Source organism: Desulfocastanea catecholica (assembly GCF_054657295.1).
Genome location: NZ_BAAHYZ010000016.1, coordinates 43,553 through 69,891, shown reverse-complemented (window position 1 = coordinate 69,891; position 26,339 = coordinate 43,553). Strand labels below are relative to the sequence as shown.

The window sequence follows — 26,339 nt, the reverse complement described above, 5'->3', positions numbered from 1 at the left end:
CTCACATGGCGGGAATATAGCCAAGAGCAGAAGGAAAGAAAAGGGTGTATCGCATAGTGCTGGAGAATTTAACAAAATGTTGTACAAGCTATCCTGCGCAATTGCTCCAGGCCCTTTTGCGCACAGCCGAAGAAAAAGGGGTGCGGATGTATCTGGTGGGAGGGACCGTCCGCGATTGTCTCCTGGGTCGGGTTTCCCATGATCTGGATATTGCCGTCGCCGGGCGGGTATTACCCTGTGCACAGTATCTGCAGCGCGAGCTGGGTAGCGGAACCCTGGTCGATCTGTCCGGGCCCGATGACGAGGCGGTTCGCCTGGTCTGGCGAGGGGAGCAGGTTGATCTTGCCGCTTTTCGGGCAGGCGTAAAGACCATTGAAGAAGATTTACGCCTGCGGGATTTCACCGTCAACGCCATGGCCATGGAGCTTTCGCCGGTGGAGACGAAGGCGGAAACGGCAGCGTCGAGCTGGAGCCTGCTCGATCCCACCGGTGGTCTGGAGGATTTGCGTCAGGGACGGGTGCGGCACTGCCCAGGCGCCTTTACCGCCGACCCGGTGCGAATGCTGCGCGGCTATCGAATGTGTGCCGGTCTTGGCTTTCATCTTGACCAGGAAACGAAAAAGGCAATAGCCCGGGATGCTTCTCTGATTGAAAACAGTGCCGCCGAGCGGATATCCTACGAACTGCAGCTGATTTTTGATTCGCCGCGGACCAGTGAGACCCTTCGCGATATGGCCGAGACCGGCCTTTTGCGCCGGCTGCTGCCGGAACTGTACCAGGGGGAAGGGGTGGAGCAGCCAGAATTTCATCATCTGGATGTCTTGGAGCACTGCTTCCTGGCCCTGCAGATGATGGAGATGATTCTCGCCGAGCCGGAGCGGTTTTTCCCCGGCCATGGGGCGAAAATTATCGGCTATCTGCAAGAAGAAAGGGTGGTGCGATGTCTGAAATGGGCGGCCCTGATGCACGATGTCGGCAAACCGGTAACCAAAGAGATACGCCCCGATAAAGATGACCGGGTCACTTTTTACGGCCATGACGAAGTGGGCCGGGAACTTTTTTTGCAGTTTGCCGATCGTTTAAAATGGAGTAAAGCAGATGCGCAGCTGGTCGGCAGCCTGATTGCCATGCATATGCATCCTTTTCACCTGTGCAATGTGCAGCGGGAGGAACCGGTTTCTCAAAGAGCGGCATTAAAACTCTGCCGCCGGGCGGAAAAGAGTCTGATCGGATTGTTTTTACTGGCCATGTCGGACAGCCTGGCCAGTCTCGGAGAAAAGAAGCCGGAGAGGATGGAAGAAGAGCTGCTGACACTTTTCGCTACGGTCGACAAAATGTATGATGAGACGATAGCCCCGGTGCTGCATGGGCCGCGTCTTTTGACCGGCAGGGACTTGATCGGCGAATTTCACCTTGTGCCGGGGCCGCTTTTTGCAGAAATTCTCGAGGAGCTGGAAGCGGCGAGGGTCGAGGGTAAAGTGGTCGATAGAACAACCGCCCTTGCCTGGGTGAATACATATTTGAACGAGAGAGTTTCCTGAGGGATACCTCTGCCGAGCGAGGTCCGATCCTGGTTTTCGTCTTGTCAAAGAAAAATAAATGGACTAAAACGTGCGTAAAATAAACGACTACTATTCGAGAAAGGCCAAAAAAGATAAATATCCGGCCCGCTCCATCTATAAACTGGAAGAAGTGCAGCTCAAGTACAAATTTCTTCACTGGGGCGACAGCGTGCTTGATCTGGGCTGTTATCCAGGCAGCTGGTCGCTGTATGCCTCGGAGGTGATCGGTCCGAAAGGGATTGTCGTCGGGGTTGATCTGCAGCAGGCGGATCAGACTGTCCGTCCGGGAGGGGCGCCGATTCACTGGCTCTGTCAGGATATACTCGAGCCGGAGATGATTCTTATGGTCCGGAAATTTCGTCCGGCCTTCAAGGTGATTATTTCTGATCTGGCGCCGGCGACCACCGGCAATAAATGGACGGATGCCCAGAAGTCGTTGATTCTTGTTCGGAAAACCCTGGCCCTTGCCGAGGAACTCCTGCTGAATAAGGGTCACTACATCTGCAAGGTTTTTCAGGGGGAAGATTTTCCTGCCTTTGTCGAGGAGCTGAAAAAGCGTTTTGCCATGGTCAAGGTGCTCAAGCCGAAGAGCTCGCGCATCGAAAGTAGGGAAGTATTTGTGTTGGGAATGGAGTATAAAAAGTAATCTCCGGGAATAAATTGATAGTTACAAAGAAATAATAACCAGGTGATATATGTCAGGACATTCTAAGTGGTCGACAATCAAGAGGAAAAAGGGTGCAATTGATGCAAAACGGGGCAAGATTTTCACCCGTTTGATTAAGGAGATTACCGTTGCAGCCCGCCAGGGCGGCGGCGACCCGGAAGGCAACCCGCGTCTGCGGTCGGCGATTGTCACGGCCAAGGCGGAAAATATGCCGAAGGACAACATCACCCGGGCAATCAAGAAGGGCACCGGCGAGATAGCCGGCGAGATCTACGACGAGATCATGTACGAAGGCTATGGCCCCGGCGGCGTGGCCATTCTCGTTGAATGTCTGACAGACAACAGAAATCGGACTGTGGCCGATGTTCGACATTATTTTGCGAAAAATAACGGCAATCTGGGCGAGTCCGGTTGCGTAGCCTATATGTTTGACAAGAAAGGGCTGCTTCTCATTGATAAAAGCACGGTCGAGGAAGAGATGCTGATGGACGCGGCCCTTGAAGCCGGCGCCGAGGATGTTGTCGAGGAAGAGAGCGAATTCCAGATCCTCACCGCCCCGGAAGATTTTGACGGCGTACGCGGCGCATTGGAAGAGGCCGGCATCAGCTTTTTGGATGCGTCCATCTCCATGGTGCCGCAAAATACCGTGGAGGTGACCGATGAAAAGATTGCCCGCGCCCTGATGAAGCTGATGGAGAGCCTTGAGGACCACGATGATGTCCAGAATGTCTATGCCAATTTTGACATAGACGATGAACTGATGGAGCTGCTGTCGGAATAGGCAGCTCTTTCGGCAACTATTGTGGAGAGAATAATCGGCATCGATCCAGGGAGCAGGATTACCGGCTATGGAGTTATTGATGCCGATCGGGGGCAGCTGCATTTTGTGGCCTGCGGCGTCGTGAAAACGACGACGAGCTTTCCCTTTTCCTATCGTCTCAATGAAATTTTTGACGGCATAAATGAGGTGGTTCAGGTACATGGACCGGTCATTGCTGCCATTGAAGAGGTCTTTCTGGCCACCAACCCGCGCTCGGCCTTGAAACTGGGCCATGCCCGGGGAGCTGCCGTTGTCGCCGCCATGCAAAACGGGCTGGTCGTTTTTGACTATAGCCCCCGGGCGGTAAAACAGGCGGTTGTCGGCTACGGCCAGGCGGGAAAAGATCAGGTGCAGCATATGGTCCGGGTGCTGCTCGGCTTGTCCGGTTCACCGAGCGCCGATGCCGCCGACGCCCTGGCCGTGGCCATATGCCATGCCAATCAGCTGCAACTGTGATGGCCTCCCATCTCCAGGTACTCAATTTATGATAGCGACACTGACAGGCAGGGTATTTTCAAAAGGTTTTGACCGGGCGATCGTCGATGTGGCCGGTGTCGGCTATGAGGTGATCTTATCCACTGACAGTGTTGCCCGGATGCCGGAGAAGGGCGAGGATGCTTTTTTCTACATTCATACCAATGTTCGGGAAGATGCGATCACCCTGTTTGGATTTCTCGAGGAACAGGAGAAAGAGCTCTTTCTTATCCTGAAAACCGTTTCCGGCATCGGACCAAAACTGGCCCTGGCCATGCTTTCGGGCCTACGGGTCGGCGAGATCTGCCAGGCGATCAGCAGTGGTGATATCAAAAGACTGACAACACTTCCCGGCGTCGGCAAAAGGACGGCGGAGCGTATCTGCGTTGATCTCAAGGAAAAGGTGAGCCATCTGGTCTCCGGAACAATCTCGCTGCAAGGCGGCGGTGCCACCGTGGTTGCCGTCGAAGGTTCGGCAGCGGCCGATGCTATCTCCGCCCTTATGAATCTTGGCTATGCTGAAGGGGTGGCCAGGGCAGCGCTGGCCAAGGTGAAAAAACAGCTGGGGGAAGAGGATTTTTCCACCCAGAAGGTTGAAGTTCTTATTCGGGAGGCTCTGAGAGCACTGGCATGAACATTGAGGAAGACATCAGCTCCGATACGCCCACCAACCGCATAGTCGCGTCAGGGCCGCAGCTGCGCGAGCCGGCCAATGACAATTCGCTGCGCCCGCAAAGGCTCGCCGACTATATTGGCCAGGAGCAGGTGCGCAAAAGCCTGGCCATCTTTATCAAGGCGGCTCTTGGCCGCGGCGAACCTCTCGATCATGCTCTTTTTCATGGTTTTCCGGGTCTAGGTAAAACCACGCTGTCCTATATTATTGCCAACGAAATGGGGGCGGGGATAAAAGTGACCTCAGGCCCGGTAATCGAAAAACAGGGCGATCTTGCCGCTATCCTCACCAGCCTGCAGGAGGGGGATGTCCTTTTTATTGATGAGATCCACCGCCTGAACCACGCCGTCGAAGAAGTGCTCTATCCGGCCATGGAGGATTTTCAGCTCGATCTGATTATCGGCCAGGGGCCGGGGGCCCGATCGGTGAAAATGGACCTGCCGCGGTTTACCCTGGTCGGGGCAACGACCCGTACCGGCCTGTTGACGCCGCCGCTCAGAGACCGTTTCGGGGTTGTGCTGCGGCTGGAATTCTATTCGCCCGAGGAGCTTGTCACCATCGTCCGGAGATCGGCGAAAATTCTCGGCATGACTATCGATCAGTCCGGCGCCCTGGAGCTCGGCAAAAGATCCCGTGGAACGCCGCGAATTGCCAACAGACTGCTTCGGCGGGTACGGGATTTTGCCGAAGTGGGCGGCCATGCGGTGGTCGACAGTGACGTCGCCAACGCGGCACTCCATCTTCTCGGCGTTGACCAGTTCGGCCTGGATGACATGGACAGGCGCATCATGCTGACCATTATTGATAAATTTGCCGGCGGCCCGATTGGCCTGGAAACTTTGGCGACGGTGGTCTGTGAAGAAAAAAATACACTGGAAGATGTCTACGAACCTTTTCTCATTCAATCGGGTTTTTTGAATAGAACGCCACGGGGGCGGGTGGCGACAGCCAGGGCGTACGAACACTTTAAACGGAAACTTCCCCGACAAAATGCTATGCAGCAGTCTCTTTTTGAAGACTAGGAAAGAAAAAAAGAGGCCCTCCCTCCTTCCATGAAGAGGTTATACCTATGCGTAAAACACTTGCAGAAATACGATCAATGAAAGCACAAGGAAAGAAGATTTCCATGTTGACCGCCTACGACAGTTCAATGGCGCGATTGTTGAGCAGTTGCCAGATTGATATTTTGCTGGTCGGCGATTCCCTCGGCATGGTCATGCTCGGCTATGATTCGACGGTGCCGGTGACCATGGAGGAGATGCTCCATCATACCAAGGCCGTTCGGCGTGGCGCTCCGGAGAGTTTTATCATTGCTGATATGCCGTTTGGCGCGAATCATACCGGCGAACGGGATGCGGTGAAAAACGGTATACGTTTTCTGAAAGAGGCCGGGTGTGATGCGGTAAAACTGGAAGGCGGTCTGGAAATGTGCGGTGTAGTTCGGGCCCTGGTCCAGGCAGGCGTGCCGGTCATGGCCCATATTGGTCTGACGCCGCAGACGGCCAGTCAACTCGGCGGTTATAAATTGCAGGGCAAGGGGCTTGACGATGCCAGGCGGCTTCTTGCCGAGGCAAAAGGGTTGGAAGAAGCCGGGGCCTTCGGCCTGCTGCTTGAATGTATCCCGGATAAACTGGCGCAGCTGATCACCGAGTCGAGCAAAATTTCGACTATCGGAATCGGCGCGGGCGTGCATTGCGATGGCCAGGTGCTGGTCGTCAACGATCTGCTTGGCATGTTTGATAAATTTACCCCGAAATTTGTCAAAAAATACGCCGATCTCTCGCCCCTCATCAAGGAGAGTATTCAGCAGTATCACACTGAAGTAAAAGCAGGTACCTATCCGGGAACCGAACACAGTTTTTCCAGTGATGCGGATTACAGCAGCCTTTTGCGTGAATAATCCCCCTGCAATCCGATCCCCCTGCAATCTGCTTTTCATTCCCTTGGGGCCGACTGATGGACATTCAGTCGGCCCCTTGTTTTTTCCCGTAAACATTTCCCCCTCCCTCCTCCCACCACTTTGCTCCACTACAAAAAAATCAAATTTTTTGTCCTCGGAGTATCAGATGTTTAACCATATGAAAATACGTGATTACTTAACTTTTTAAGGCAATCTGTGTGTTGGGTGTTTTGTGGTGATTTTCACTGTATTTACTAGATGCGGAGCGGATTTACCTCACCATGACCCAATATATTGTGGTTGTCTCGGTCCTGGGGGAAATAGTTATCATCCTGAAGTTACAAATTTATTTCTCTTGACACTGGGCTTGTCTCCTTATAAAAAGAACTATGGTGGTTGAAAGTGGGGTGATGGTAGTTGGAAGTGGTTCGGTGTGGGGTGCAGGAGCGTATCTTTGACACAAAATCGATTTCGAAGCAGAACGGTTCACGTACTGGATACGAAAGGGAGGCTGAATCTTCCCAGTCGTTTTCGTGATGTACTGCGTCAAAGCGGTTCCGATATTCTCATGGTCGCCCCCTGGAAGACACATTTGCGGGCGTATCGCATGGCCGAGTGGGAGGCCCTGGAGACTAAGTTGCTGACCCAGGGCGGGGAGCAGGGGATCAGTAAATTTGTGCATTATGCGCTTGGTGGCGTCGTTGAGTGTGTCGTCGACAATCAGGGGCGTATTCGTCTTCCTCCTGAATTACGCGTCGAGGCCAATCTGACCAAGGATGTGGTCTTGACCGGCATGATAGACTGGTTTGAAATCTGCGATAAAGACGTGGCGCAGGCGGAAATTGACAGCACCCGTGACAATTTTGAAGAATATCAGGCAGGTCTTGCCAGGATGGGGATTCTCTAGTGGTCATCGAACATCAGGCAGGGCAGCTGCATACCTCGGTATTGTTACCGGAATGTATCCATTTTCTGGACCCGCAGTCCGGTAAGGTGTATGTCGACGGTACGCTTGGCCTGGGCGGGCATACCGAAGCCATACTGGCCGCCTCGGCCCCGGATGGCAGAGTCATTGCCTTTGAGTGGGATGACAGTGCACTGCAGCACGCTCTGCTGCGATTGGACCGTTTTAAGGATCGATTGACGGTGGTCCGACGAAATTTTGCCGAACTGGCCGAAGGATTGGACGAAATAGGTGTTCAGGAGATAGATGGTCTGCTTATCGATATCGGAGTTTCTTCTCTGCAGCTGGACATGGGCGAACGCGGCTTCAGCTTTCAGCGTGATGAACTCCTTGACATGCGCATGGATAACCGGGGAAAAACAACGGCGCAATCGATTCTGGCCACCTGCTCGGAACAGGAACTGGCGGATATTTTTTATTACTACGGGGAAGAACGCCAGGCTCGGCCGATTGCCAACGCGATAATTGAATACAGGAAAAAAGAGCAGCTCCGCACCACCAAGCAGCTTGTCGCCATAGTTGCCCATGCGGTACCGAAACGCTTTCATCCGAAAAGAATTCATGTCGCGACGAAGGTCTTTCAGGCCTTACGCATAGCCGTCAACACCGAGCTGGAAAATCTGGCCCGCATCCTCGATGACGGCGTGCGGTATTTGAAGCCGGGGGCCAATTTTTGTGTGATCTCTTTTCACTCTCTGGAAGATCGGATCGTCAAGAGAAAATTTAGAAACAACGAGTTGCTGGATGTATTGACCGGTAGGCCGGTTCAATCCTCGCCGGAGGAGATTGCCGTCAATCCCCGATCGCGAAGTGCACGATTACGGGTTGCACAAAAAAGAATTTCCACTGCACACTAATCATTTGAGAGAGGGTACTATGAATTATAACAATTCTACAGAAGCGTATATGCGATCGATTGCCAAAATCGGCGGACGGCAGCAGATCGGATCTCGGGATCTTTTTGATCTGTCTGAATGGCTGGTTTTGTGGAAACCTGTCGGCAGGATTATGTTGATGATTTTCCCGGTGGTGCTGGTTATACATATGTTCCTTGCCTCTGTCGTGACAAACACCGACCAGACGATTACCATGGTCGAAAATCAGCGGCATGAACTGATGGATAAAAACATTGGACTGCTTGCCCAGAAGGCAAGCCTTTGGGCTCCCGAAAATATAGAGAAACTTGCCGGAGAAAAATTAGCACTCTATGCACATTCCGGAGATCAGGTGGGATGGTTCAATCGGAGTAACGGAAACTTTGTCTCTCCCTGATAAAAAAAATGATAAAAAAATCCCGCCTCAGAATGCAGAAAGAAAAAAGGGGGGGGCGGGCAATTGTCTATCTGTTGATTGTTGCGGCACTCGGGGCTGCTTTATACCAGGTCGAACGGTACTACGGCATCACCAGCTCTCTTCAGGATCTACTGCACACCGTAAAGAGCACCTTTTCCGGTAATGATCCGGCCAGAGGAGCATTTTATGACCGAAACCTCAAACAGCTTGCGGTAACTCTTGAACGGGTGTCGGTGTATGCGAGGACCCGGGAGATCGATTCTATCCAGCAAACGGCGACGCAGCTCAGTCAGATACTGGCTCTAAATAAGAATACACTAGAAGAGCAGCTGAAAAGAGGTGCACTGCGACTGTGGATCGCCAGAGATATAAGTCAGGAACAGGAACTTGCTCTTAATAATCTCCAGCTGCCCGGAATATATTTGCAGAGAGATGAAAAGAGATATTATCCCAATGATTTTCAGGCAGCCCATATTATCGGCTACGTCGAAAACGGCATAGGTTTGGCCGGGGTGGAATTTTTCTATGATCGACTTCTGGCCGGCAGGAAAATAGAACAGCAGGAAGCACAGCAGCCCCTGAGCAGCGCGCTGGATCTTGTGTTAACCATCGATCTGAAAATACAGGATATTCTCGAAAAACTCAGTAACGATATTGCCCGCAGTGAACAGGCGGAAAAAGTTACTGTCTATCTGCTGGAAAGCGGCACCGGTGAAATAATCGGCGGTGCCAACCTGCCTGGGTTTAACCCCAACACCTTTACCAGATATTCTCAGGAACAGACGGAGAATATGTTTTTTGTTCCTTTCTGCATCCCTGAAAAATTCCGAATCTTCCTGCGGGATGCGACAATGCTGTACGCACAACCTGTGCAAGACCTCTCACCCTCTGCCTGGAGTATCGTCCCGGAGGATAATGATCTCGGCAGTCAGCTGCGTTTCTGGGATTCACTCGGGCTTCAGGAATCATCGAACACTGATTTCCATGTGCCGACACAATCCGGCCAGACGGCAACGAACAAACAGAAGCCGGTCGTTGAACCAGCCGGATCCTTCGGTTTTGTCCCGGAGTCTGCCACACCTTCCCGGCTGCTGACCATCTTCTCCATTCTGCTCGGCAAAGGTGAAAAAATACACCCCTTTGTCGTAAAAAAGGTTGTTGACAAAGAAACGGGTGATGAGGTTATCCTGCCGGGCAATGCAGTGAGCGATGGCCGGTTGGCCAACTGGTCTGCCGGTGCAGGTGAGCGGCTGAAATCTTTCTTTCAAAGTCAGGCCAGCCATGGAGCATCGGGGTCATATTTTTTCAGGGATGAAATCCTGGTCACTGCGCGGCATGGCGGACGGCAGCAGTTTCTCATCAATGATGTCGTGTTTGCCACACTCCCTGACGCAAGTCACGATATGCATATGCTCATTGTCGTGCAGCGGGGTCCGCAGGGCGTGAGCGGTGACGTGGACGAAAAAAGAAAAACCATTGAGCAGATTGTCGAAGAAAAGGTGGAGAGAATCTCGGTACTGCAGCAAATCGGCAAGTCTTTAGCCGATTTTGCGGAAACTGAGGTCGGCAACGAGGATAATTATCAGGCGGGCAACCGCCTGGCTTTTGAGTTGAGCGGCAGTGTTGCAAAGGTTGCAAAAGAAGAACAGGCTACCCCCGGAGTGATGCCGGATCTGCAGGGGTTGAGTCTGAGAAAAAGTCTTCGTCTCCTGCAGGGGATACCTGTCGAGCTGCACATTCAGGGAACAGGAAAAGTTGTCGATCAAAAGCCACGGCCGGGTACCTCATTGAAAGGAATAACGGAATGTGTCTTGATTCTTGAAAAGCAGGAGAATATAGTTCCGGACAAATTATTCAAAAAGCCGCTTGAAGGGGTGACCCCGAGAGACAAGGAATAAGTCTGGAAGTTTTTAGTGCTTCCTTGCCGTCCGGCGTTTTTGTGTGAGGGCTTTTTCATCTTTCAGCCTTGATGTAAACTGACAATCTTTTACAACACAACACTATGCGCATGGCATCTTCGACAACACACACGACATTTGCATCTCTTCTCCACGGGCTGCAATATACATTGATCTCCTCCAACCCCGCCAGGACGATAGCTGAACAGCTGATCACCACGGTTACCGTTGACTCGCGTCACGTTGTTCCGGGCAGTCTTTTTATCGCTCTTCCCGGAGTTGCCTGCGATGGTCACGATTATATCGAGGCGGCTGTAGCAGCCGGATCACCGGCCATAATCTGTGGTCTCGGAAGACTTGACGAAGCGAGGGCAAGAGACCTGCAGGCAACCGTCATCGAAGTAGAGGATACCGCGCAGGCATATGCGGCCATCGCGGCAAACTTTTTTCATCGACCCGCGGAAAAACTGCACTTTATCGGCATCACCGGTACCAATGGCAAGACCACATGCACCTATCTGCTCGAACATGTTTTGCTGCAGGCGAACGTGGCTGTCGGGGTTATCGGAACGGTTAACAACAGGTATACCAACCGGCGGGGGGAGCAGAAAATTCTGCCAACCCGGTTTACCACCCCGGAGGCTTTTTTACTGCAGGAATTGCTGCGGGAAATGGTCGATAATGGGGTGGAACAGGTGATTATGGAGGTGTCGTCGCATGCCCTGGCCCAGTCGCGCATCGGCTCGATATTGTTTGATGCTGCCGCTTTTACCAATCTGTCCCGGGATCATCTGGATTACCATGCGGGCATGGAAGATTATTTTCAGGCCAAAGCGCGGCTCTTTTCGGAGTATATGAAAAATAGCGGGACAGCTGTTCTGCCGAGAGTGCACGGGAGTTCGGAGGAAAGAGCATGGCTGCAGCTGCTGCAGGGGATTTGTGACAAAAATTGCAGGAAAACGATACGATGGGGCGAAGAGGAAGGGGCAGAGGTCTGGCTGCGGAGTTACTCGACAACACTTGCGCAGACGGATCTCATTCTTGAGACCTCTACCGGCCGGCATACTCTCTCGTCGCCGCTGGTCGGGCGGTATAACATAGATAATATCTTGACCGTCTACGGCCTCTGTCTGGCCCTGGGCCTTGATGAGACCTTTATCTGCCGCGCTCTGGCCACAGCTGCCGGAGCTCCCGGAAGACTCGAGCGGATCAGCACCGGATCGGCCTGGGAGAGAAAGGGACCGGTGGTGCTGGTTGATTATGCGCACACCCCTGACGCTCTGGAAAAAGTGCTGACGACCGTGGCGGCACTGCCGCATAATAAGCTGGTCTGTGTCTTTGGCTGCGGCGGGGACAGGGACCAGGGCAAGCGGCCCCTGATGGGTGAAATTGCCGGAAAGGTATGTGATGTCGCCGTGGTGACCGATGATAATCCACGCACGGAAGATCCTGAACGAATAGTGGCACAGATTCTTGACGGACTGCGCAAGACGGCGCTGCCCCGGCTGGAACTGAAAAATGACAGATCTCTCCAGGTTACCAGCAGCAAAGAATTTGGATATGTGGTAATACGTGACAGGCAAAAAGCGATCGACGCGGCCATTCGGGCGGCTTCGCCTGGAGATATCGTCGTTATTGCCGGCAAAGGCCATGAGCCCTACCAATTGACCCTGCAGGGAAAACGTTTTTTTGATGATCGCCTGGCCGCAAAACGCGTGCTCTTTTCGTGGACGGCGGAGCTGGTGGCCACTGCAGCGGGAGGCAGACTGCACCCAGGCAAGAATCCAATAGATGCAACGAAATTGCTCGGCCCGGTCATCACCGACAGCAGGCATGTCAGCCGCGATGGGATTTTTGTCGCGTTGAAGGGAGAAAGCCATGATGCCCATGACTTTGCCTGGCAGGCGGTGGAAAACGGTGCTGCCTGCCTGGTGGTTGAAAAAAGGCTTTCTCTGCCCACCGAGTTGGCGGTTTGTCAGGTAGAAGTCGAGGATACCTCGCAGGCCCTGGGAGATCTGGCCGCCTTTCGCCGGAGGGAGCTGGCCGGGCAATGCGGCCAGGTCGTTATCGGCCTTACCGGAAGCTGCGGCAAAACCACCGTCAAAGAGATGGTTGCGGCAATACTTGCGCGGATGTGGCCGGCAGGACCTGATTTCCCTGCCGACTGTGTCCTGAAAACAAAAGGAAATTTTAATAATCTTATCGGCCTGCCCCTGTCGCTGCTGCCGCTTGATGTCGAACATCGCGCAGCGGTGCTGGAAATGGGCATGAACCGGCCCGGTGAACTCAAACGACTCGGGGCCATCGCCGACCCTGATGTCAGCTGTATCACCAACATCCATGGGGCGCACCTGGAGGGGTTGCAGTCGATTGAAGGAGTCGCCAGGGCCAAGGAAGAGCTTTTTGCCGCCACGAGAGAGTCAGGTATACTGGTCGTCAACCTCGATGATAACAGAATCCGCGAACTCTCCAGGAAATATACGCATCGGAAGATTACCTTCGCCGTGCACGGTGCAGCGGGACAACAACCGCCGGATATCTGGTCGTCGAACATGCACATGCATATGACGGAAGGCGGCGGCATCACCTTCACCCTGCATTACCGGGAAGAGGCGGTCGAAATTCACCTTTTTATTGCCGGAGAGCACAATGTATCCAACGCCCTTTGTGCCGCCGCCATCGGCCTTGCGGCCGGTGCATCACTGCAGCATATTGCCGCCGGGCTCGCTGATTTTAGGCCGCCGGATAAACGCATGGAAATGCTCCGTGCCAGATCCGGCTTCACTATAATCAACGACACCTACAATGCCAATCCGGCTTCCATGACTGCCGGCTTGAAGACATTGAGGATGATAGCAGGAAAATCTTCCGTGGCCGTTATCGGCGACATGCGGGAACTTGGTGCCGCTGCCAGGCAGGCGCATTATGACATTGGCACATTGATTGCCGAATTGGCGATTGATTGTGTCGGAGTTGTTGGAGAATTTAAGGAAAATGTGGTACAGGGAGCCCTCGACCACGGTTTTCCGGAGGATCGTCTCTTTCTCTTTGACGGCAAAGAAGGGGCTGCCCGCTGGATTCATGACCTGGTTGACCGCAAAAAGCTCGGCCAAAATGATGTGGTCCTCGTCAAGGCCTCGCGAGGCCTGCGCTTTGAGACCATTGTCGGCGAAATTATAGATTTTTGATTGCAGGGGCCTGGCCGATCCGGGCCCGTATTACTGTTACTGAACCATCTACCAGTGAGTTGGATTTTTTATGCTGTATCACCTTTTTTATCCACTGCATACCAGTTTGAGCGGTTTGAATGTCTTCCGCTATATAACTTTCCGTTCCATAGGTGGGGCAGTTACCGCGTTTTTGCTTGTCCTTATTCTTGGCCAGATTTTTATACGAACCATGCGCCATTACCAGATTGGTCAGGTGGTGCGTGACGACGGACCACAGACGCATCTGGCCAAGCAGGGCGTGCCGACCATGGGAGGCCTGCTGATTCTCACCGCCATCACCATCGGTACTCTGCTCTGGGCGCGGCTCGACAACTCCCTGGTGTGGCTTGGCTTGTCGGTGACCTTGTTTTACGGTTGCATCGGCGCAATTGACGATTTGCGCAAGATACGAAAAAACAACTCAAAAGGCTTGAGCGCCAGGTGGAAGCTGGCCCTGCAGATCCTCGGGGCCTCGATGGTCGGCCTGGTTATCTTTATGCATTCCGGTTTTGATGGCCATCTGAGTCTGCCGTTTTTTAAAAATTTTAGCCCCGATCTTGGCTGGTTTTACATAGTTTTCGCGATTATCGTCATTGTCGGGGCATCAAATGCGGTCAACCTCACCGATGGACTCGATGGTCTGGCTGCCGGGCCAACGGTGGTCACCGCCGCGGTGTATCTGGTCTTTTCCTATCTGGCTGGCCATGTGGTGCTGGCCGAATACCTGCAGATTCCCTATGTTGCCGGCAGTGGTGAGCTGGCCATATTCTGCGGGACGCTTTTCGGAGCATGTCTTGGCTTTTTGTGGTTCAACGCCTATCCAGCACAGATGTTCATGGGGGATGTCGGCTCGCTGGCTATCGGGGGGGCTCTTGGTTCCACGGCGATAATCATCAAGCAGGAATTTTTGCTGGCGATCGTCGGCGGAATTTTTGTCATGGAGGCCTTGTCGGTGATTCTGCAGGTCGGCTACTTCAAGATGACCCATGGAAAACGGATCTTTTTGATGGCCCCTTTTCATCACCATTTTGAGAAAAAAGGCTGGCATGAACCAAAGGTTGTCGTCAGATTCTGGATTGTATCGATTATTCTCGGCCTTGTTGCCATTGCCACACTGAAACTACGCTAGTGAAAAAGACATCATTGATCTATCCCGGCGCGAGAGTCGCGGTCATGGGACTCGGCGTCACCGGTCGTGCCGCTGTTCGCTATAGCCTTTCCTGCGGGGCCGAGGTCCTGGTGTCGGACAGCCGCCCGGAGCAGCGCTTGCTTGCCGAGGAAGGTGATCTGCTCGATGCCACGGCCATAGCCTGGGAAGCGGGCGGCCACAGTTATGATTTCTTAAGCCGGGCAGACCTCCTTCTGGTCAGTCCCGGCGTTGATCTGCACCTGCCGCTATTAAAGAGACTGCGGGCTGACGGAGTACCGATCGTCGGGGAGCTGGCCATCGCCGCCGGCCAAATTGGTGTGCCGGTGGTGGCTGTTACCGGGACCAACGGCAAAACGACGGTGACGACCCTCATCGGTGAAATCTGCCGGAGTGCCGGCAGGAAGGTGTTTGTCGGCGGGAATATCGGTACCCCCCTGTATGAGTATCTGCTCGATCCGGCCGGCTACGATATGGTGGTGGTGGAAGTGTCCAGCTTTCAACTGGAGAGTGGTGGAGATTTTTCTCCCGATGTCGGTCTGCTGCTGAATATCACCCCGGACCACCTGGACAGGCATCTTTCGATGGACAGGTATGTGCAGGCGAAGATGCAGCTTTTTCTGCACGCGAAGACCGAGACCGTGGCGGTCATCAACGGAGATGACCCGCTCTGTCGGCAGCTTCTCTCCGGCCCTCCTGCCCGGCTGCCGTCGACGGTGCATACCTTCGGCCAAAGTGTAGGCTGCACGGCAAGGTTCACTGATACCCGGATACGCCTGCTGGTGGATAACCAGCAGGAAGAATATTGCTTTGACGACCTTGCCGGCATCAATGACATCACCCTGATGAATTATGCCGCGGCAATCCTGGCGGTCCGCTCGCTGGGCTGCAGTCAGCTACAGACCGAGACCGGACTGCGGGCCTTTCGACCGCTGCCGCATCGTATCGAGTTTGTTGCCGAGGTAAACGGGGTGGAATATGTTAACGACTCCAAGGCAACGAATACCGGTGCGGTCATTGGCGCGCTGGCCCAGTTTGAAAAAAATGTCATTTTGCTCGCCGGGGGCCGCGACAAAGGGGACGATTACCGTCTGCTGCGCGAGAGTGTGGCGGCGCGGGTAAAAAAAATGATCGTTCTCGGGGAAGCAGCCGGTCTCCTGCACGATGCGCTTGCCGACATCGTCGACATACAGCCGGCGCAGTCCATGGCGGACGCGGTGCAGGCAGCGGCCCGGGAGGCCATGCCCGGCGATATCGTCCTGCTTTCTCCGGCCTGTGCAAGTTTTGACATGTTTACCAGTTATGGCCATCGAGGTAACGAATTCAAAAAGGCGGTACTGGCCCTGCCGTCCGCCTTGGGTGAAGCGAAAATGGGGCAGGCGGCTTGAGCGGAAAAGACCAGAAAATACGCCTGCTCCTTACCGGCGGCGGTACAGGGGGGCATCTGTTTCCAGCGGTGGCCACCGCCCAGGAGTTCAAGGCGCAGCTGCCGGATACGGAAGTGCTGTTTGTCGGTACGAGAAGGAAAATGGACAGCAGAAGTCTCGAGGCCTACGGTTTTACCAGTGCGAGTATCCTCTGTTACGGTCTGAAGGGTAAAAATCCTCTGGAACTGCTCAAAGCTCTTGCAGTGCTGCCATTGTCGTACCTGCAGGCGTTGCGGCTCATTCACCGTTTTAAACCGGACATTATCTTTGGCGTGGGCGGCTATGTCACCGGCCCGGTGGTTTTGGCCGGCAAAAGTCTCGGTGTTCCGGTGGTTATCCACGAACAGAATTCCGTCCCGGGACTGGCCAATCGAAAACTCGGCAGGATAGCTGACAAGATCTGCTTGTCGCTGCCCGGCAGCGGCACGGAATTCCCGGCGGAGAAAATACATTACACCGGCAATCCGGTACGCAGTACAATTCTTGAGCTGGCAAAAAAAGCTCCGCCGCGGAAAAGTGAAAAACGCACTCTGCTCATTCTCGGCGGCAGCCAGGGGGCACAGGCGATAAACACTCTGGTTACCGAGGCACTCTGTTCTTTGACCGATGCCGAATTGCAGCATATCAGAGTGATTCATCAGACCGGTGACAGGGATGAAGAACAGGTAAGAAATGTCTATCGGCAACGGGGAGTAGACGCCGAGGTGGCCGAATTTTTTACGCAGATGCATGAAATCTATGCCCAGGCGGATCTCCTGGTCAGCAGAGCCGGGGCGACCACTCTCTCGGAAATAGCGGTGCTCGGCAAACCGGCGATTCTTATTCCCTATCCCTCGGCCGCCGACAACCACCAGGAAAAAAACGGTCACTACTATGTATCCGGCGGTGGCGCCGTGCAATTCAGACAAAAGGAACTGATGGCACAACAGCTTAGGGAAACTATCCTCCAGCTGATCAATAACGAACCGCAATTGCATACCATGGGGGCGGCGATGAAACGACTGGCATTTCCCGATGCGGCGAAAAGAATTGTCGCCTGCTGCCTGGCAGAAAGAGAGAAGCACCAAAAAGACAAGCGTTAAGAATAATGAACAGAAAAACAAAACATATCCATTTTGTCGGCATTGGCGGTATCGGTATGAGCGGCATCGCCGAACTGCTGCTGAATCTGGGCTACAAGGTTTCAGGGTCGGATCTGCACAGCTCGGCCATCACCGAAAACCTCGCCCGGCTCGGCGGGCTGATTTATAAAGGGCATAAAAGTGACTGGATAGAGGGGGCCGATGTGGTGGTGACCTCGTCGGCAATTGCCTCGACGAATCCCGAAGTCGTTATGGCCAAAGAGACCAATGTGCCGGTGATCATGCGGGCGGAGATGCTTGCTGAGCTGATGCGCCTGAAAAAATACGGCATCGCTATTGCCGGCAGTCACGGGAAAACGTCAACCACCTCCATGGTCAGCTGGATGCTGGCTGCCGCCGGACTGGATCCAACCATCGTCATCGGCGGTAAGGTCGATGCTCTGGGCGGCAATGCCAAACTGGGCAAGGGCGAGTTTCTGGTGGCGGAAGCCGACGAGAGCGACGGGTCTTTTTTGAAATTGTCCCCGGTTATCGAAGTGGTGACCAATATAGACCTCGAGCATCTGGACTATTACCGGGATCTTGAGCACATTAAATCGACGTTTCTGCAGTTTATCGATAAAATTCCCTTTTATGGAGCTGCTATCGTCTGCCTCGATGACGTCAATATCGCCGACATTCTGCCCTCCATCAAAAAAAGAACCATTACCTATGGCCTGACGCCGCAGGCGGATATCTATGCCGATGATATTGCCTGGCAGGATGGACGGGTGTTTTTTACCGTAAAAGATGCTGCCGGTGTTCTTGGCAGAATCGGTATCACCCCGCCGGGAATGCACAACGTCTATAATGCGCTGGCCGTAGTCTGTGTCGGGTTGGAACTGGAGCTGCCTTTTGCCAAAATTCAGACCGGACTGCAGGGATTTGCCGGGGTGCAGCGCAGGATGCAGCAGAAAGGGGAGATAGGCGATATAACCATAGTTGATGATTATGGGCATCATCCCACGGAAATCCGGGCCACTTTAGACGCAATCAAAGGGGCGTGGCCGCAAAAGCGGCTGGTGGTTCTTTTTCAGCCCCATCGATACTCGCGGACCAAGGCTTTGTTTAAGGAATTTCAGACCTGTTTTCATAAGGCAGATTATCTGATTATGTCGGATATTTATCCGGCTAGTGAGGAGCCTATTCCCGGCGTGACCGGAGAGAGTCTGCTTGAGGCCACGAAAATGCATGGCCAACGTCATACCCGGTATATCGGCGGGCTGGAACACATGGCAGAAGAACTTCTGCCGATGCTGCAGGCCGGTGATCTGGTCCTTACCCTTGGTGCGGGAAACATCGTCAGGGTTGGTGAAGAATTACTTCTTTTATTGCAAAAGAATGCACTGCAGTGCGGGTGCACCGGGTAAACACGATGAACTCGAGACAACAGGCAAGATTAACCGAGCTGCTTGCCCGGGCCGTTCATTGGCAATGCCGCTTGGATCGCTATACCTCATTTGCCATCGGCGGCCCTGCTGAAGCTGTCGTCAAGGTTGAGAACCGGCTGGAACTGCGAACCCTGCTTGCCTTTCTGGCGGAGGAACGGATACCATGGCGAGTTATCGGCCGCGGCACCAACCTGCTCGTAAGAGATGAAGGGTTTGCCGGAGTAGTTCTTCTACTGGAAGGAGAATTCAAGACGGTCGATCGACAGTCAAATCAGAATGTCGGAAGTATCCTCGTTCGAGCGGGTGCCGGTTGTTCTCTGACGCAGCTTGCTTATCGCTGTATGGAATGGGGCTATACCGGAGTGGAATTTGCGTGCGGTATTCCTGGGACCCTCGGCGGGGCGATGATCATGAACGCCGGGGCATGGGGCAGCGATATGTCGGCGATTGTTGCCGGTGCTGTGCTGATGACGGCCGATGGTGAAAAACGATTTGTCCGCCGGGAGCTTGATTTCTCCTACCGCTGCTGGAATGACTTTGCCGCGTATCTCGGCCGAGCGGTGGTCGCAGAGGTGGACCTGGTATTACAAAGCGGCGACCGGGATATGATAAAGCAGCAGTGCGATGCATTGCAGGATCGCCGAAAAAAAACGCAACGCTGTATCTACCCCAATGCCGGGTCATTTTTTAAAAATCCGGCGAACGACAGCGCCGGTCGTCTAATTGATGCAAGCGGATTGAAAGGTTTCACTTTTGGCGGAGCCATGGTTTCTGAACACCATGGCAATTTTTTGGTTAATAAAGGCGGCGCAACTGCCGACGATGTTGTGCATCTGATGCATATTGTTCGGTCAAAAGTAAAAAACGACAGCGGCGTCGACCTGGAACCGGAAGTTCATTTTATCTGAGAATGAAAATGTTACTCGCCAAAATAAAAAAAATATTTTCAATTTTGGTCGGCAAGAAGAAGCGAGGTAATGGCTATCTGCAAAGCGGTATTGATCTTTCGTCTCTTCCCGGACAAGGTAGCCGGCAAAGTGGTCAATATACTCCACAGAAAAAGAGATTAGCCCGCTTCAGGCAGGTGTTGACCGCTAAAAAAAGAGCAAACCCAAACCACGAGGGGTATACAACAGGGACGGCCGCGAAAAGAAAATTGATGTTCAAGATGGCAGGCTTGGGAACGATTGCCGCCTCTGTCCTGTTCTTTGTCCTTGTCGGCGGCTGGCAGATTATTCTGAAAAATCTCGAAACAGTACCCTTCTTTCAGGTGTCGGGGGTAGTTTATTCCGGCAAGGAAACCATTCCGGAAGGAAAATTGCGAGAGGCTTCCGGAATAATCATCCACAAGACCAGTTTGATAGGTCTGGACTGCCGCCGGGTGGAGGCCTCGCTTCTCACCGTTCCTTGGGTAGCCCGGGCGGAGGTGAAACGAAATTGGCCGTCAACCGTGGAGATTGCCATAGTTGAAAATGTCCCGATGGCCCTTTTGCACAGCAAAAGCCTGCAAGGAGCCCAGTTACATTATATTGACCGGAAAGGGGTGCCGTTTCTTCAGGTCAAGCCTGGTGCGGAGATTGATTTTCCTGTCATTACAGGATTGATGGAGATTGCAGATCCTTCGGTGAGAGAAAAAGCCCTCGCTGAGGTGCTGCTTTTCCTGAAGAAAATTAATGGTAACAATCCTTATCTTCCGGCGCAGTCGGTTTCAGAAGTTCACCTGAACGGGGACGGAGAAATGGTGGTGTATCTCGTCGATAACCCCTTTCCTATTTTCTTTGGCAGCAGTGAAACCGACAAAAAGTATTCTCGCCTAGTACAGGTTCTCAAAGTATTGTATAAAAACCAGAAAGGAAAAGGGTCGATTTCTCAAATTAAATATATTCAGATGGATTATTTGCAGGACAAGGTGCTCGTCGCAGAGAGTGAATCAGGTTAATCCTTAACCTTACAGGGTATTTTCTTGTTTTTAAAGCTACTTCTCCCTCTCGAATAAGCGACAAAATTCGAGGGGCTACTGAAAAGAGTCCCGTTTCCAGGGGTTAGAAAAAAGTATGAATGACAATAATAAAAATGTAATGATCACCGCCATTGATGTTGACCGGGTTGAAGAAAAAAATGCCGATTATCAGGCGGCAGGGGAACTGGTCGTCGGCCTTGACATCGGCACAACAAAGATCTGCTGTGTCGTCGGCGAGGTGTTCGATGACCGGGTTGAGATAATCGGGGTGGGAACGGTGCCTTCTCTCGGCCTGAAAAAAGGTGTCGTCGTCAATATCGAGTCGACTGTCAACTCCATTCGGCAGGCGGTTATACTTGCAGAGGAATCTGCCGGCTGTGATTTGCGGTCGGCCTATGTCTATGTCGGAATCGCCGGAAATCATATAAAAGGCTTTAACAGCCCCGGCATAGTCGCCGTCAATAACCGGGAAATTAAAGCCGCGGACATAGACGAGGTTATCGCGGCGGCCAGGACCGTTAAAATTTCCGAAAACCAGCGTATTATCCATGTCCTGCCCCAGGAATATATGGTTGACGATCATACCGGCATCCAGAATCCGATCGGCATGACCGGAGTGCGGTTGGTCACCAACGTGCACATTGTCACGGCAGACATCGCTGCGGTACACAATCTGGTCACCTGCTGCAATAAGGCCGGACTGCAGGTCGCCGAGCTGGTTCTCGAATCAATCGCCTCGTCAAATTCCGTTCTGAGCAAGGATGAGATGGAATTGGGCGTCGCTCTGATTGACATCGGCGGCGGAACAACCGACCTGGCCATTTTCTGCGATGGGACGATTCGTCATACCTGCGAAATCGGGCTGGGCGGGCATAATCTTACCAATGACCTGTCCGTTGGCCTGCGTACCCCCCTTCAGGAAGCGGAACGGCTAAAAGAAGATTTCGGCGGGGCGATCGCCTCCTTTATCAAACCCAATCTTGTGGTGGATGTTCCAACGGTAGGGGATCGGGAACCGCGAAAGGTGACCCAGAAGGTCCTGGTCGACATTCTCGAGGCGAGGATTGTGGAGATCCTCGAGATGATGAACAGCGAGATGGTCGCCTCGGGACAAAAAAATAAGATCAACGGAGGCGTGGTTCTGACTGGTGGGACGGCTCTTCTGGCCAACCTTGTCGAGCTGGCCGAACAGATTTTTGATTTACCGGTGAGAATAGGCTATCCAACCGGAATAACAGGCAGGGTTGAGGAGCTGCACAGCCCCCGCTGTACGACGGCGACGGGTCTGGTTCTTTTTGGCAGGAATGCGCGTAACGAAATAGGCAGACAGGACAGCAGTTTAATTGGCAGAGTAAAAGAGTGGGTTAAAAAAATCATGTGATTGTTACGTTTTTTGTTTAAGTGACAACTTCGGGATGCTATAGTATTGCACTGATAATATTCGTACTTTATCTCTACATGGAGTTAAATATACGTTACAAGAGAGGGAGGAGACATGCCGTTTAGGATGGCTGAATCAGAAGGTGTTGCAGTTGTGAAAGTGATTGGTGTCGGTGGGGGTGGCGGTAATGCTATCAACACAATGGTGGCCAATAGACTTCAGGGAGTAGAGTTCATTGTAGCCAATACTGATAAGCAGTCGCTTAATCAGTCAAAGGCTGATGTCTGCCTGCAAATCGGGCCGAGTATTACCAAAGGCCTCGGTGCCGGGGCAGATCCGGAAACCGGGAATATGGCTGCCATGGAGTCTGTCGAGGAAATCAAAGCGGCTCTTAAAGGCAGTGATATGGTGTTTGTCACAGCCGGACTTGGCGGGGGAACAGGAACCGGCGCAGCCCCTGTTGTGGCCAAGGCGAGTAAAGATCTTGGCGCGTTGACCGTTGCCGTGGTAACCAAGCCATTTAGCTTTGAGGGCAAATACCGTGCCCGAAATGCCGAGGAAGGATGGCAGGAACTGCAAAAATATGCCGACACGATTATTACCGTGCCAAATGACAGACTTCTCTCCATAATGCAGAAAAACAGCAAACTTTCCGATATGCTGGCCATGGCGGATAATGTTTTGCTCCAGGCGGTAAAGGGTATAACCGATCTGATCAATGTTCCGGGGCTGATCAATGCCGATTTTGCCGACCTGCGTACAGTGATGAAGGAAGTTGGCCCGGCGGTCATGGGTTCCGGTTCGGCGACCGGCGAGAACAGGGCAACCGAGGCCGCCAGAAAAGCCATAGACAATCAGCTGCTTGAAGACTTCGGCATCGATGGGGCACGCGGTCTGCTCATCAATATCTCGGCCTCGGAAGCAACCTTCACCATGGCCGAATTCATGGAGGCGTCCGCGCTTATTCAAGAAAAAGTCGATGATGATGCGAAAGTGGTCATTGGTGCCCTCTATGACGATGCCCTTGGAGAAGAATTGCATGTCACGGTTATTGCCACCGGGGTCGGTGGGATGGTCAACAAGAAAGAGACCATCAATCCGGTCGAGGATCATATGCGCCGACCGTTACCGATCAAAGAACCAGAGACCGTCGTCAAAGGATCACCGGCAGCACCGAACAGACAACCCAGGGTGACGCGGCTGCCCGGTTCAAACTTTGATGCACTGGATAGTCTTGGTTCCTCAAATATCCCCGAGGGCAAGGTGGCAAAACCGCTTAACTGGAATGATGATTATCTCGAGACTCCGACATATCTGCGAAAAAAGGCTAACTGACAGGCACACCTTCCTCTGTCCGACGGGGAAGGTGAACGCATGACATGTAACTGCTGCAATGGATCGGCTGCACTGTTCGCAAGGTGATCGGTGAATGTACCGTACCGCATAAGCCGCATTACTTCCCTGGGAGAAAAGATGATGACGAAAGGGGATGAAAGTGATGCGGTTCTTGAGTCGATCCGGAAAGAAAAGCTAGAAGCCGGCCTTGAGTCCTTTAAGCTGGTAAAATACTTCTCCTTTTCCAGCCTCGCCGCCATCCTGGTATTCACCCTCCTGCTCTCCTGGATTATTTCCAACAACGCCCGAAAAGTTATGCTTGAGCAAAATGAGGAGTATTCTCTTTTGCTGGCGGAAAACCTTAATCAACAGGTTTTCAGGCGTTTCGTTCTGCCCGCAGTTATTCGCTATGGCGGTATTGCGCTGCGAAAACCCGAACAGTTTGAACTGCTTGACGGGATTATCAAAGGAGTGACGCAGGGCCTGAAGATTGATACGGTAACCATCTACGATTCAAGCATGAATATCATCTCCTATTCGACGAATCCGGAACTCATCGGAAAAAAGGATGTGGGGGAGTCGGAGTATTATAAGGCCCTGGTCGGTATGCCCAATTCCCGGCTCATTTATAGCGGGTCGGTACTCAGCCTGCTGCATATCACCACCGAAGTGGAATGTGTCCTGAAGACGTTCATCCCTTTTCGACAGGTGCGTCGTGACGGTGAGGAAGGGGATCTTATCATGGGGGTGATCGAGATCGAAAAGGATCTGTCACGCAACTATGCGAATATCATTAAATTCCAAGGGAGAATTATTGTCGTCTCCAGTGTGGTCATGGCCATACTTTTTCTCGTGTTGCGATCCATCGTGTCCAGGGCAGGGAGAATAATTGAGAAGCGAGCCGTCGAACGTTTGCGACTCGAAGAAAAACTTAATCAGGCGGAAAGGCTGGCGCATCTCGGGAAAATGGTCGCAACGGTCAGCCATGAGATAAAAAGCCCTCTGGGAATCGTACGCAGCACTGCGGAGATTCTCGAAAAACGCATCGCCAAGGTAGCACCCGGCAATGAACATCTGGCCAAAATAATCATCGATGAGACGATGCGGCTGAATACTATCGTTGTTGAGTTTCTCGACTTTGCCAGACCGCAGAAGGCTGATCTGAAAACGGCTGGGGTGAACCAGGTTGTCAGAAAGGTGCTCGACTTTCTCTCCTCCGAATTGAAGTATCAAAATATTGAATTGATAACCGATCTCGAGCCCAACCTGCCGCAGAACAGGCTGGACCAGGATCTTTTTTATCGTGCCCTGCTCAATATCTTAATGAACAGTATCCAGGCAATGCCCGAGGGCGGACAGTTGCAGGTGACGACTCGCCGCTCGCCTGCGGCAGGCACTGAACTGGTGATCAAAGACACCGGCGTAGGCATGACACCGGAAAAGCTCGAGCAGATATTTACGCCCTTTTTCACTGACAAAAATAAGGGGACAGGCCTGGGCCTTGCCATAACCAAATCTATAATCGACACGCACCATGCGGAAATAGAGGTGCAAAGTGAAGAAGGGCAAGGGACGACATTTATTGTTACCCTGCCTCCAGCTCCCTGAGAGATATGTACCTTTTTGTCGAAAAGCTCACTTTTCTTGACAAAGGGCCCTATTCATTTGCGGTGGAAAAGGGTGAATGTGTCGGTTTGACCGGTAGATCGGGAATAGGCAAGACCCAGTTATTCAGAGCAATAACCGACCTTATTCCCGCCGGTGGCGAGATATTTCTCGAGGGAATTGCCTGCAGTGCGTACAGGCCGACACAATGGCGATCCAAAGTGACCATGGTGCCGGCCGATTCGGCCTGGTGGCATGATAAAGTGGGCGACCATTTTGTCGAATCTGCGCAGATTTCCTTGCTTCGGGAGAGATGCGCCCTTCTCGGCCTTGATGCGGCGATCCTTGATTGGCAGGTCAGTCGCCTTTCCACGGGAGAACGCCAGCGCCTGGCCCTGCTGCGCGCTTTGCAAATGAGACCGGCAGTACTGTTGCTCGATGAACCTAGCTCCGGGCTTGATGCGTATCATACCGGCCTGATGGAAGTTTTTATTGAACAGTACCGCCGACTCAATCAGCCGGCAATCGTCTGGGTGAGCCATGATCCGCAGCAGCTCAAGCGGGTGGCGGCCAGGGTATTGCGCATGGAGCAGAACGGCCTGTACGAAAACACCTGAGGTGATGCGAGGAGTGTGCTGTAGGGAAAATTTTACCGGGAGTAAGAGAGGCGGTGAAAGGATGGATGTCGTCAGTTTAAGCAGTGTCGATCTGGCAATAGCAGCTTCCCTGCTGGTGCTGCTGTCTCTCCTCAGCATGCTGTTGAGTCTCGGCCTTGAACGGAAGATACTTTTTTTTGGCGGTCGGATGACCGCCCAGCTCCTTTTGATCGGCCTGGTGCTGCGTTTTTTGTTTGCCGACGGCAGCCTGCTGCTGGTCCTGCTTATGTCGACCGTCATGCTGCTGGCCGCCGGGCGGGAGGTGCAGGCCAGACAAAAGCGGAAAATAGTCGGCCTGTCCGGGTATCTGATCAGCATCAGTGCCATGTTTGTTTCTTCTTTTTCCGTTACCGTTTTGGCGCTGCTGGTTATCATTCGGGTCGAACCATGGTACACTCCGCAATATGCCATTCCGCTGCTCGGCATGCTCCTTGGCAATACCATGACCGGCATTGCCCTGGCCATGGACAGGATGACCGATCAGCTGTATGGCCGGCGGGGAGAGGTGGAACAACGTTTATTGCTCGGACAGACCTGGCAACAGGCAAGCCGGGATATTCGCAGCGATTGTATGCGGACCGGGATGATGCCGATTATTAATGCCATGGCCGCAGCCGGCCTGGTCAGCTTACCAGGGATGATGACCGGACAGATTCTGGGGGGAACCCCACCGGTTGAGGCAGTAAAGTATCAGATTCTTATCATGTTTCTGATCGCTGCCGGGACAGGATTCGGGGTCGTCAGTGCTATCTGGATGTCCGGATGGCGTCTTTTCGACGAACGGCACCGGCTCCGTCTCGACGTTCTCAATGTCGATCGAGTATGAAGTGAATCTTGCCTTGCTGTATATATACTT

General features: G+C 53.0%; 23 protein-coding genes. All 23 read left to right on the top strand.

The window, feature by feature from the left end; translation table 11 throughout:
- Window positions 1-44 precede the first annotated feature (44 nt).
- The 23 genes from ACYQ8U_RS15080 to ACYQ8U_RS14970 all read left to right on the top strand — a co-directional run bounded on the left by ACYQ8U_RS15080 (window position 45) and on the right by ACYQ8U_RS14970 (window position 26,309).
- The gene (locus ACYQ8U_RS15080) at window positions 45-1,541 is read left to right on the top strand and encodes a CCA tRNA nucleotidyltransferase (protein WP_459946382.1); all 1,497 of its coding nucleotides are present in this window, start codon (window positions 45-47) and stop codon (window positions 1,539-1,541) included.
- Between the two features lie 70 nt (window positions 1,542-1,611).
- Complete coding sequence (locus ACYQ8U_RS15075) at window positions 1,612-2,208, top strand: SAM-dependent methyltransferase (RefSeq protein WP_459946381.1); 597 nt, start codon at window positions 1,612-1,614, stop codon at window positions 2,206-2,208.
- 49 nt (window positions 2,209-2,257) lie between these two features.
- Window positions 2,258-3,010 (top strand): YebC/PmpR family DNA-binding transcriptional regulator, encoded by a 753-nt coding sequence (locus ACYQ8U_RS15070; RefSeq protein WP_459946380.1) that lies wholly within the window; start codon window positions 2,258-2,260, stop codon window positions 3,008-3,010.
- Between the two features lie 21 nt (window positions 3,011-3,031).
- Window positions 3,032-3,505: a crossover junction endodeoxyribonuclease RuvC gene (gene ruvC / locus ACYQ8U_RS15065; protein ID WP_459946379.1), complete on the top strand. Its 474-nt coding sequence runs from the start codon at window positions 3,032-3,034 to the stop codon at window positions 3,503-3,505.
- Window positions 3,506-3,533: 28 nt separating this feature from the next.
- The gene (gene ruvA, locus ACYQ8U_RS15060) at window positions 3,534-4,157 is read left to right on the top strand and encodes a Holliday junction branch migration protein RuvA (RefSeq protein ID WP_459946378.1); all 624 of its coding nucleotides are present in this window, start codon (window positions 3,534-3,536) and stop codon (window positions 4,155-4,157) included.
- The gene (gene ruvB, locus ACYQ8U_RS15055) at window positions 4,154-5,218 is read left to right on the top strand and encodes a Holliday junction branch migration DNA helicase RuvB (protein ID WP_459946377.1); all 1,065 of its coding nucleotides are present in this window, start codon (window positions 4,154-4,156) and stop codon (window positions 5,216-5,218) included. Before ruvA ends, ruvB begins: the two co-directional genes overlap by 4 nt.
- Before the next feature lie 47 nt (window positions 5,219-5,265).
- Window positions 5,266-6,096 (top strand): 3-methyl-2-oxobutanoate hydroxymethyltransferase, encoded by an 831-nt coding sequence (panB, locus tag ACYQ8U_RS15050; protein WP_459946376.1) that lies wholly within the window; start codon window positions 5,266-5,268, stop codon window positions 6,094-6,096.
- A gap of 454 nt (window positions 6,097-6,550) precedes the next feature.
- Window positions 6,551-7,003 carry a division/cell wall cluster transcriptional repressor MraZ gene (locus ACYQ8U_RS15045; RefSeq protein WP_459946375.1) on the top strand — a complete coding sequence of 151 codons (453 nt, stop codon included), beginning with the start codon at window positions 6,551-6,553 and terminating at the stop codon, window positions 7,001-7,003.
- Window positions 7,003-7,917: a 16S rRNA (cytosine(1402)-N(4))-methyltransferase RsmH gene (rsmH, locus tag ACYQ8U_RS15040; protein WP_459946374.1), complete on the top strand. Its 915-nt coding sequence runs from the start codon at window positions 7,003-7,005 to the stop codon at window positions 7,915-7,917. Before ACYQ8U_RS15045 ends, rsmH begins: the two co-directional genes overlap by 1 nt.
- Before the next feature lie 19 nt (window positions 7,918-7,936).
- On the top strand, window positions 7,937-8,332 hold the full coding sequence (locus tag ACYQ8U_RS15035; protein ID WP_459946373.1) for a hypothetical protein: 396 nt from the start codon (window positions 7,937-7,939) through the stop codon (window positions 8,330-8,332).
- Between the two features lie 8 nt (window positions 8,333-8,340).
- Entirely contained in the window at window positions 8,341-10,251 is a 1,911-nt protein-coding gene (locus ACYQ8U_RS15030) for a PASTA domain-containing protein (protein WP_459946372.1), read from the top strand.
- Window positions 10,252-10,355: 104 nt separating this feature from the next.
- Window positions 10,356-13,439, top strand: a complete 3,084-nt coding sequence (locus ACYQ8U_RS15025) for a UDP-N-acetylmuramoyl-L-alanyl-D-glutamate--2,6-diaminopimelate ligase (protein WP_459946371.1) — start codon at window positions 10,356-10,358, stop codon at window positions 13,437-13,439.
- Window positions 13,440-13,509: 70 nt separating this feature from the next.
- Entirely contained in the window at window positions 13,510-14,589 is a 1,080-nt protein-coding gene (mraY, locus tag ACYQ8U_RS15020; protein ID WP_459946370.1) for a phospho-N-acetylmuramoyl-pentapeptide-transferase, read from the top strand.
- A complete protein-coding gene (gene murD / locus ACYQ8U_RS15015) occupies window positions 14,589-15,995 on the top strand; it encodes a UDP-N-acetylmuramoyl-L-alanine--D-glutamate ligase (protein ID WP_459946369.1) in 1,407 nt (468 codons plus the stop codon). The genes mraY and murD overlap by 1 nt, the downstream gene beginning before the upstream one ends.
- Window positions 15,992-17,116: an undecaprenyldiphospho-muramoylpentapeptide beta-N-acetylglucosaminyltransferase gene (gene murG, locus ACYQ8U_RS15010; protein ID WP_459946368.1), complete on the top strand. Its 1,125-nt coding sequence runs from the start codon at window positions 15,992-15,994 to the stop codon at window positions 17,114-17,116. Before murD ends, murG begins: the two co-directional genes overlap by 4 nt.
- 5 nt (window positions 17,117-17,121) lie before the next feature.
- Entirely contained in the window at window positions 17,122-18,525 is a 1,404-nt protein-coding gene (gene murC / locus ACYQ8U_RS15005; RefSeq protein WP_459946367.1) for a UDP-N-acetylmuramate--L-alanine ligase, read from the top strand.
- A 5-nt stretch (window positions 18,526-18,530) separates the two neighbouring features.
- Window positions 18,531-19,454, top strand: a complete 924-nt coding sequence (gene murB, locus ACYQ8U_RS15000) for a UDP-N-acetylmuramate dehydrogenase (RefSeq protein ID WP_459946366.1) — start codon at window positions 18,531-18,533, stop codon at window positions 19,452-19,454.
- Window positions 19,455-19,462: 8 nt separating this feature from the next.
- A complete protein-coding gene (locus tag ACYQ8U_RS14995) occupies window positions 19,463-20,485 on the top strand; it encodes a cell division protein FtsQ/DivIB (protein ID WP_459946365.1) in 1,023 nt (340 codons plus the stop codon).
- Window positions 20,486-20,624: 139 nt separating this feature from the next.
- Window positions 20,625-21,887, top strand: a complete 1,263-nt coding sequence (gene ftsA / locus ACYQ8U_RS14990) for a cell division protein FtsA (RefSeq protein ID WP_459946418.1) — start codon at window positions 20,625-20,627, stop codon at window positions 21,885-21,887.
- Window positions 21,888-22,001: 114 nt separating this feature from the next.
- Complete coding sequence (gene ftsZ / locus ACYQ8U_RS14985) at window positions 22,002-23,222, top strand: cell division protein FtsZ (RefSeq protein WP_459946364.1); 1,221 nt, start codon at window positions 22,002-22,004, stop codon at window positions 23,220-23,222.
- Between the two features lie 90 nt (window positions 23,223-23,312).
- A complete protein-coding gene (locus ACYQ8U_RS14980) occupies window positions 23,313-24,830 on the top strand; it encodes a two-component system sensor histidine kinase NtrB (RefSeq protein WP_459946363.1) in 1,518 nt (505 codons plus the stop codon).
- Window positions 24,831-24,835: 5 nt separating this feature from the next.
- Window positions 24,836-25,444: an ABC transporter ATP-binding protein gene (locus tag ACYQ8U_RS14975; protein WP_459946362.1), complete on the top strand. Its 609-nt coding sequence runs from the start codon at window positions 24,836-24,838 to the stop codon at window positions 25,442-25,444.
- A 61-nt stretch (window positions 25,445-25,505) separates the two neighbouring features.
- Window positions 25,506-26,309, top strand: coding sequence for an ABC transporter permease (locus tag ACYQ8U_RS14970; RefSeq protein ID WP_459946361.1), 804 nt, complete (start codon window positions 25,506-25,508; stop codon window positions 26,307-26,309).
- Window positions 26,310-26,339: the final 30 nt, after the last annotated feature.

Bases quoted from the DNA above. Each gene is read 5' to 3' on its own strand.
- ACYQ8U_RS15070 (WP_459946380.1), top strand. From the start codon at position 2,258: ATGTCAGGACATTCTAAGTGGTCGACAATCAAGAGGAAAAAGGGTGCA.
- ruvA (WP_459946378.1), top strand. From the start codon at position 3,534: ATGATAGCGACACTGACAGGCAGGGTATTTTCAAAAGGTTTTGACCGG.
- ruvB (WP_459946377.1), top strand. From the start codon at position 4,154: ATGAACATTGAGGAAGACATCAGCTCCGATACGCCCACCAACCGCATA.
- panB (WP_459946376.1), top strand. From the start codon at position 5,266: ATGCGTAAAACACTTGCAGAAATACGATCAATGAAAGCACAAGGAAAG.
- ACYQ8U_RS15035 (WP_459946373.1), top strand. From the start codon at position 7,937: ATGAATTATAACAATTCTACAGAAGCGTATATGCGATCGATTGCCAAA.
- ACYQ8U_RS15030 (WP_459946372.1), top strand. From the start codon at position 8,341: ATGATAAAAAAATCCCGCCTCAGAATGCAGAAAGAAAAAAGGGGGGGG.
- ACYQ8U_RS15025 (WP_459946371.1), top strand. From the start codon at position 10,356: ATGCGCATGGCATCTTCGACAACACACACGACATTTGCATCTCTTCTC.
- mraY (WP_459946370.1), top strand. From the start codon at position 13,510: ATGCTGTATCACCTTTTTTATCCACTGCATACCAGTTTGAGCGGTTTG.
- murC (WP_459946367.1), top strand. From the start codon at position 17,122: ATGAACAGAAAAACAAAACATATCCATTTTGTCGGCATTGGCGGTATC.
- murB (WP_459946366.1), top strand. From the start codon at position 18,531: ATGAACTCGAGACAACAGGCAAGATTAACCGAGCTGCTTGCCCGGGCC.
- ACYQ8U_RS14995 (WP_459946365.1), top strand. From the start codon at position 19,463: ATGTTACTCGCCAAAATAAAAAAAATATTTTCAATTTTGGTCGGCAAG.
- ftsA (WP_459946418.1), top strand. From the start codon at position 20,625: ATGATCACCGCCATTGATGTTGACCGGGTTGAAGAAAAAAATGCCGAT.
- ftsZ (WP_459946364.1), top strand. From the start codon at position 22,002: ATGCCGTTTAGGATGGCTGAATCAGAAGGTGTTGCAGTTGTGAAAGTG.
- ACYQ8U_RS14975 (WP_459946362.1), top strand. From the start codon at position 24,836: ATGTACCTTTTTGTCGAAAAGCTCACTTTTCTTGACAAAGGGCCCTAT.
- ACYQ8U_RS14970 (WP_459946361.1), top strand. From the start codon at position 25,506: ATGGATGTCGTCAGTTTAAGCAGTGTCGATCTGGCAATAGCAGCTTCC.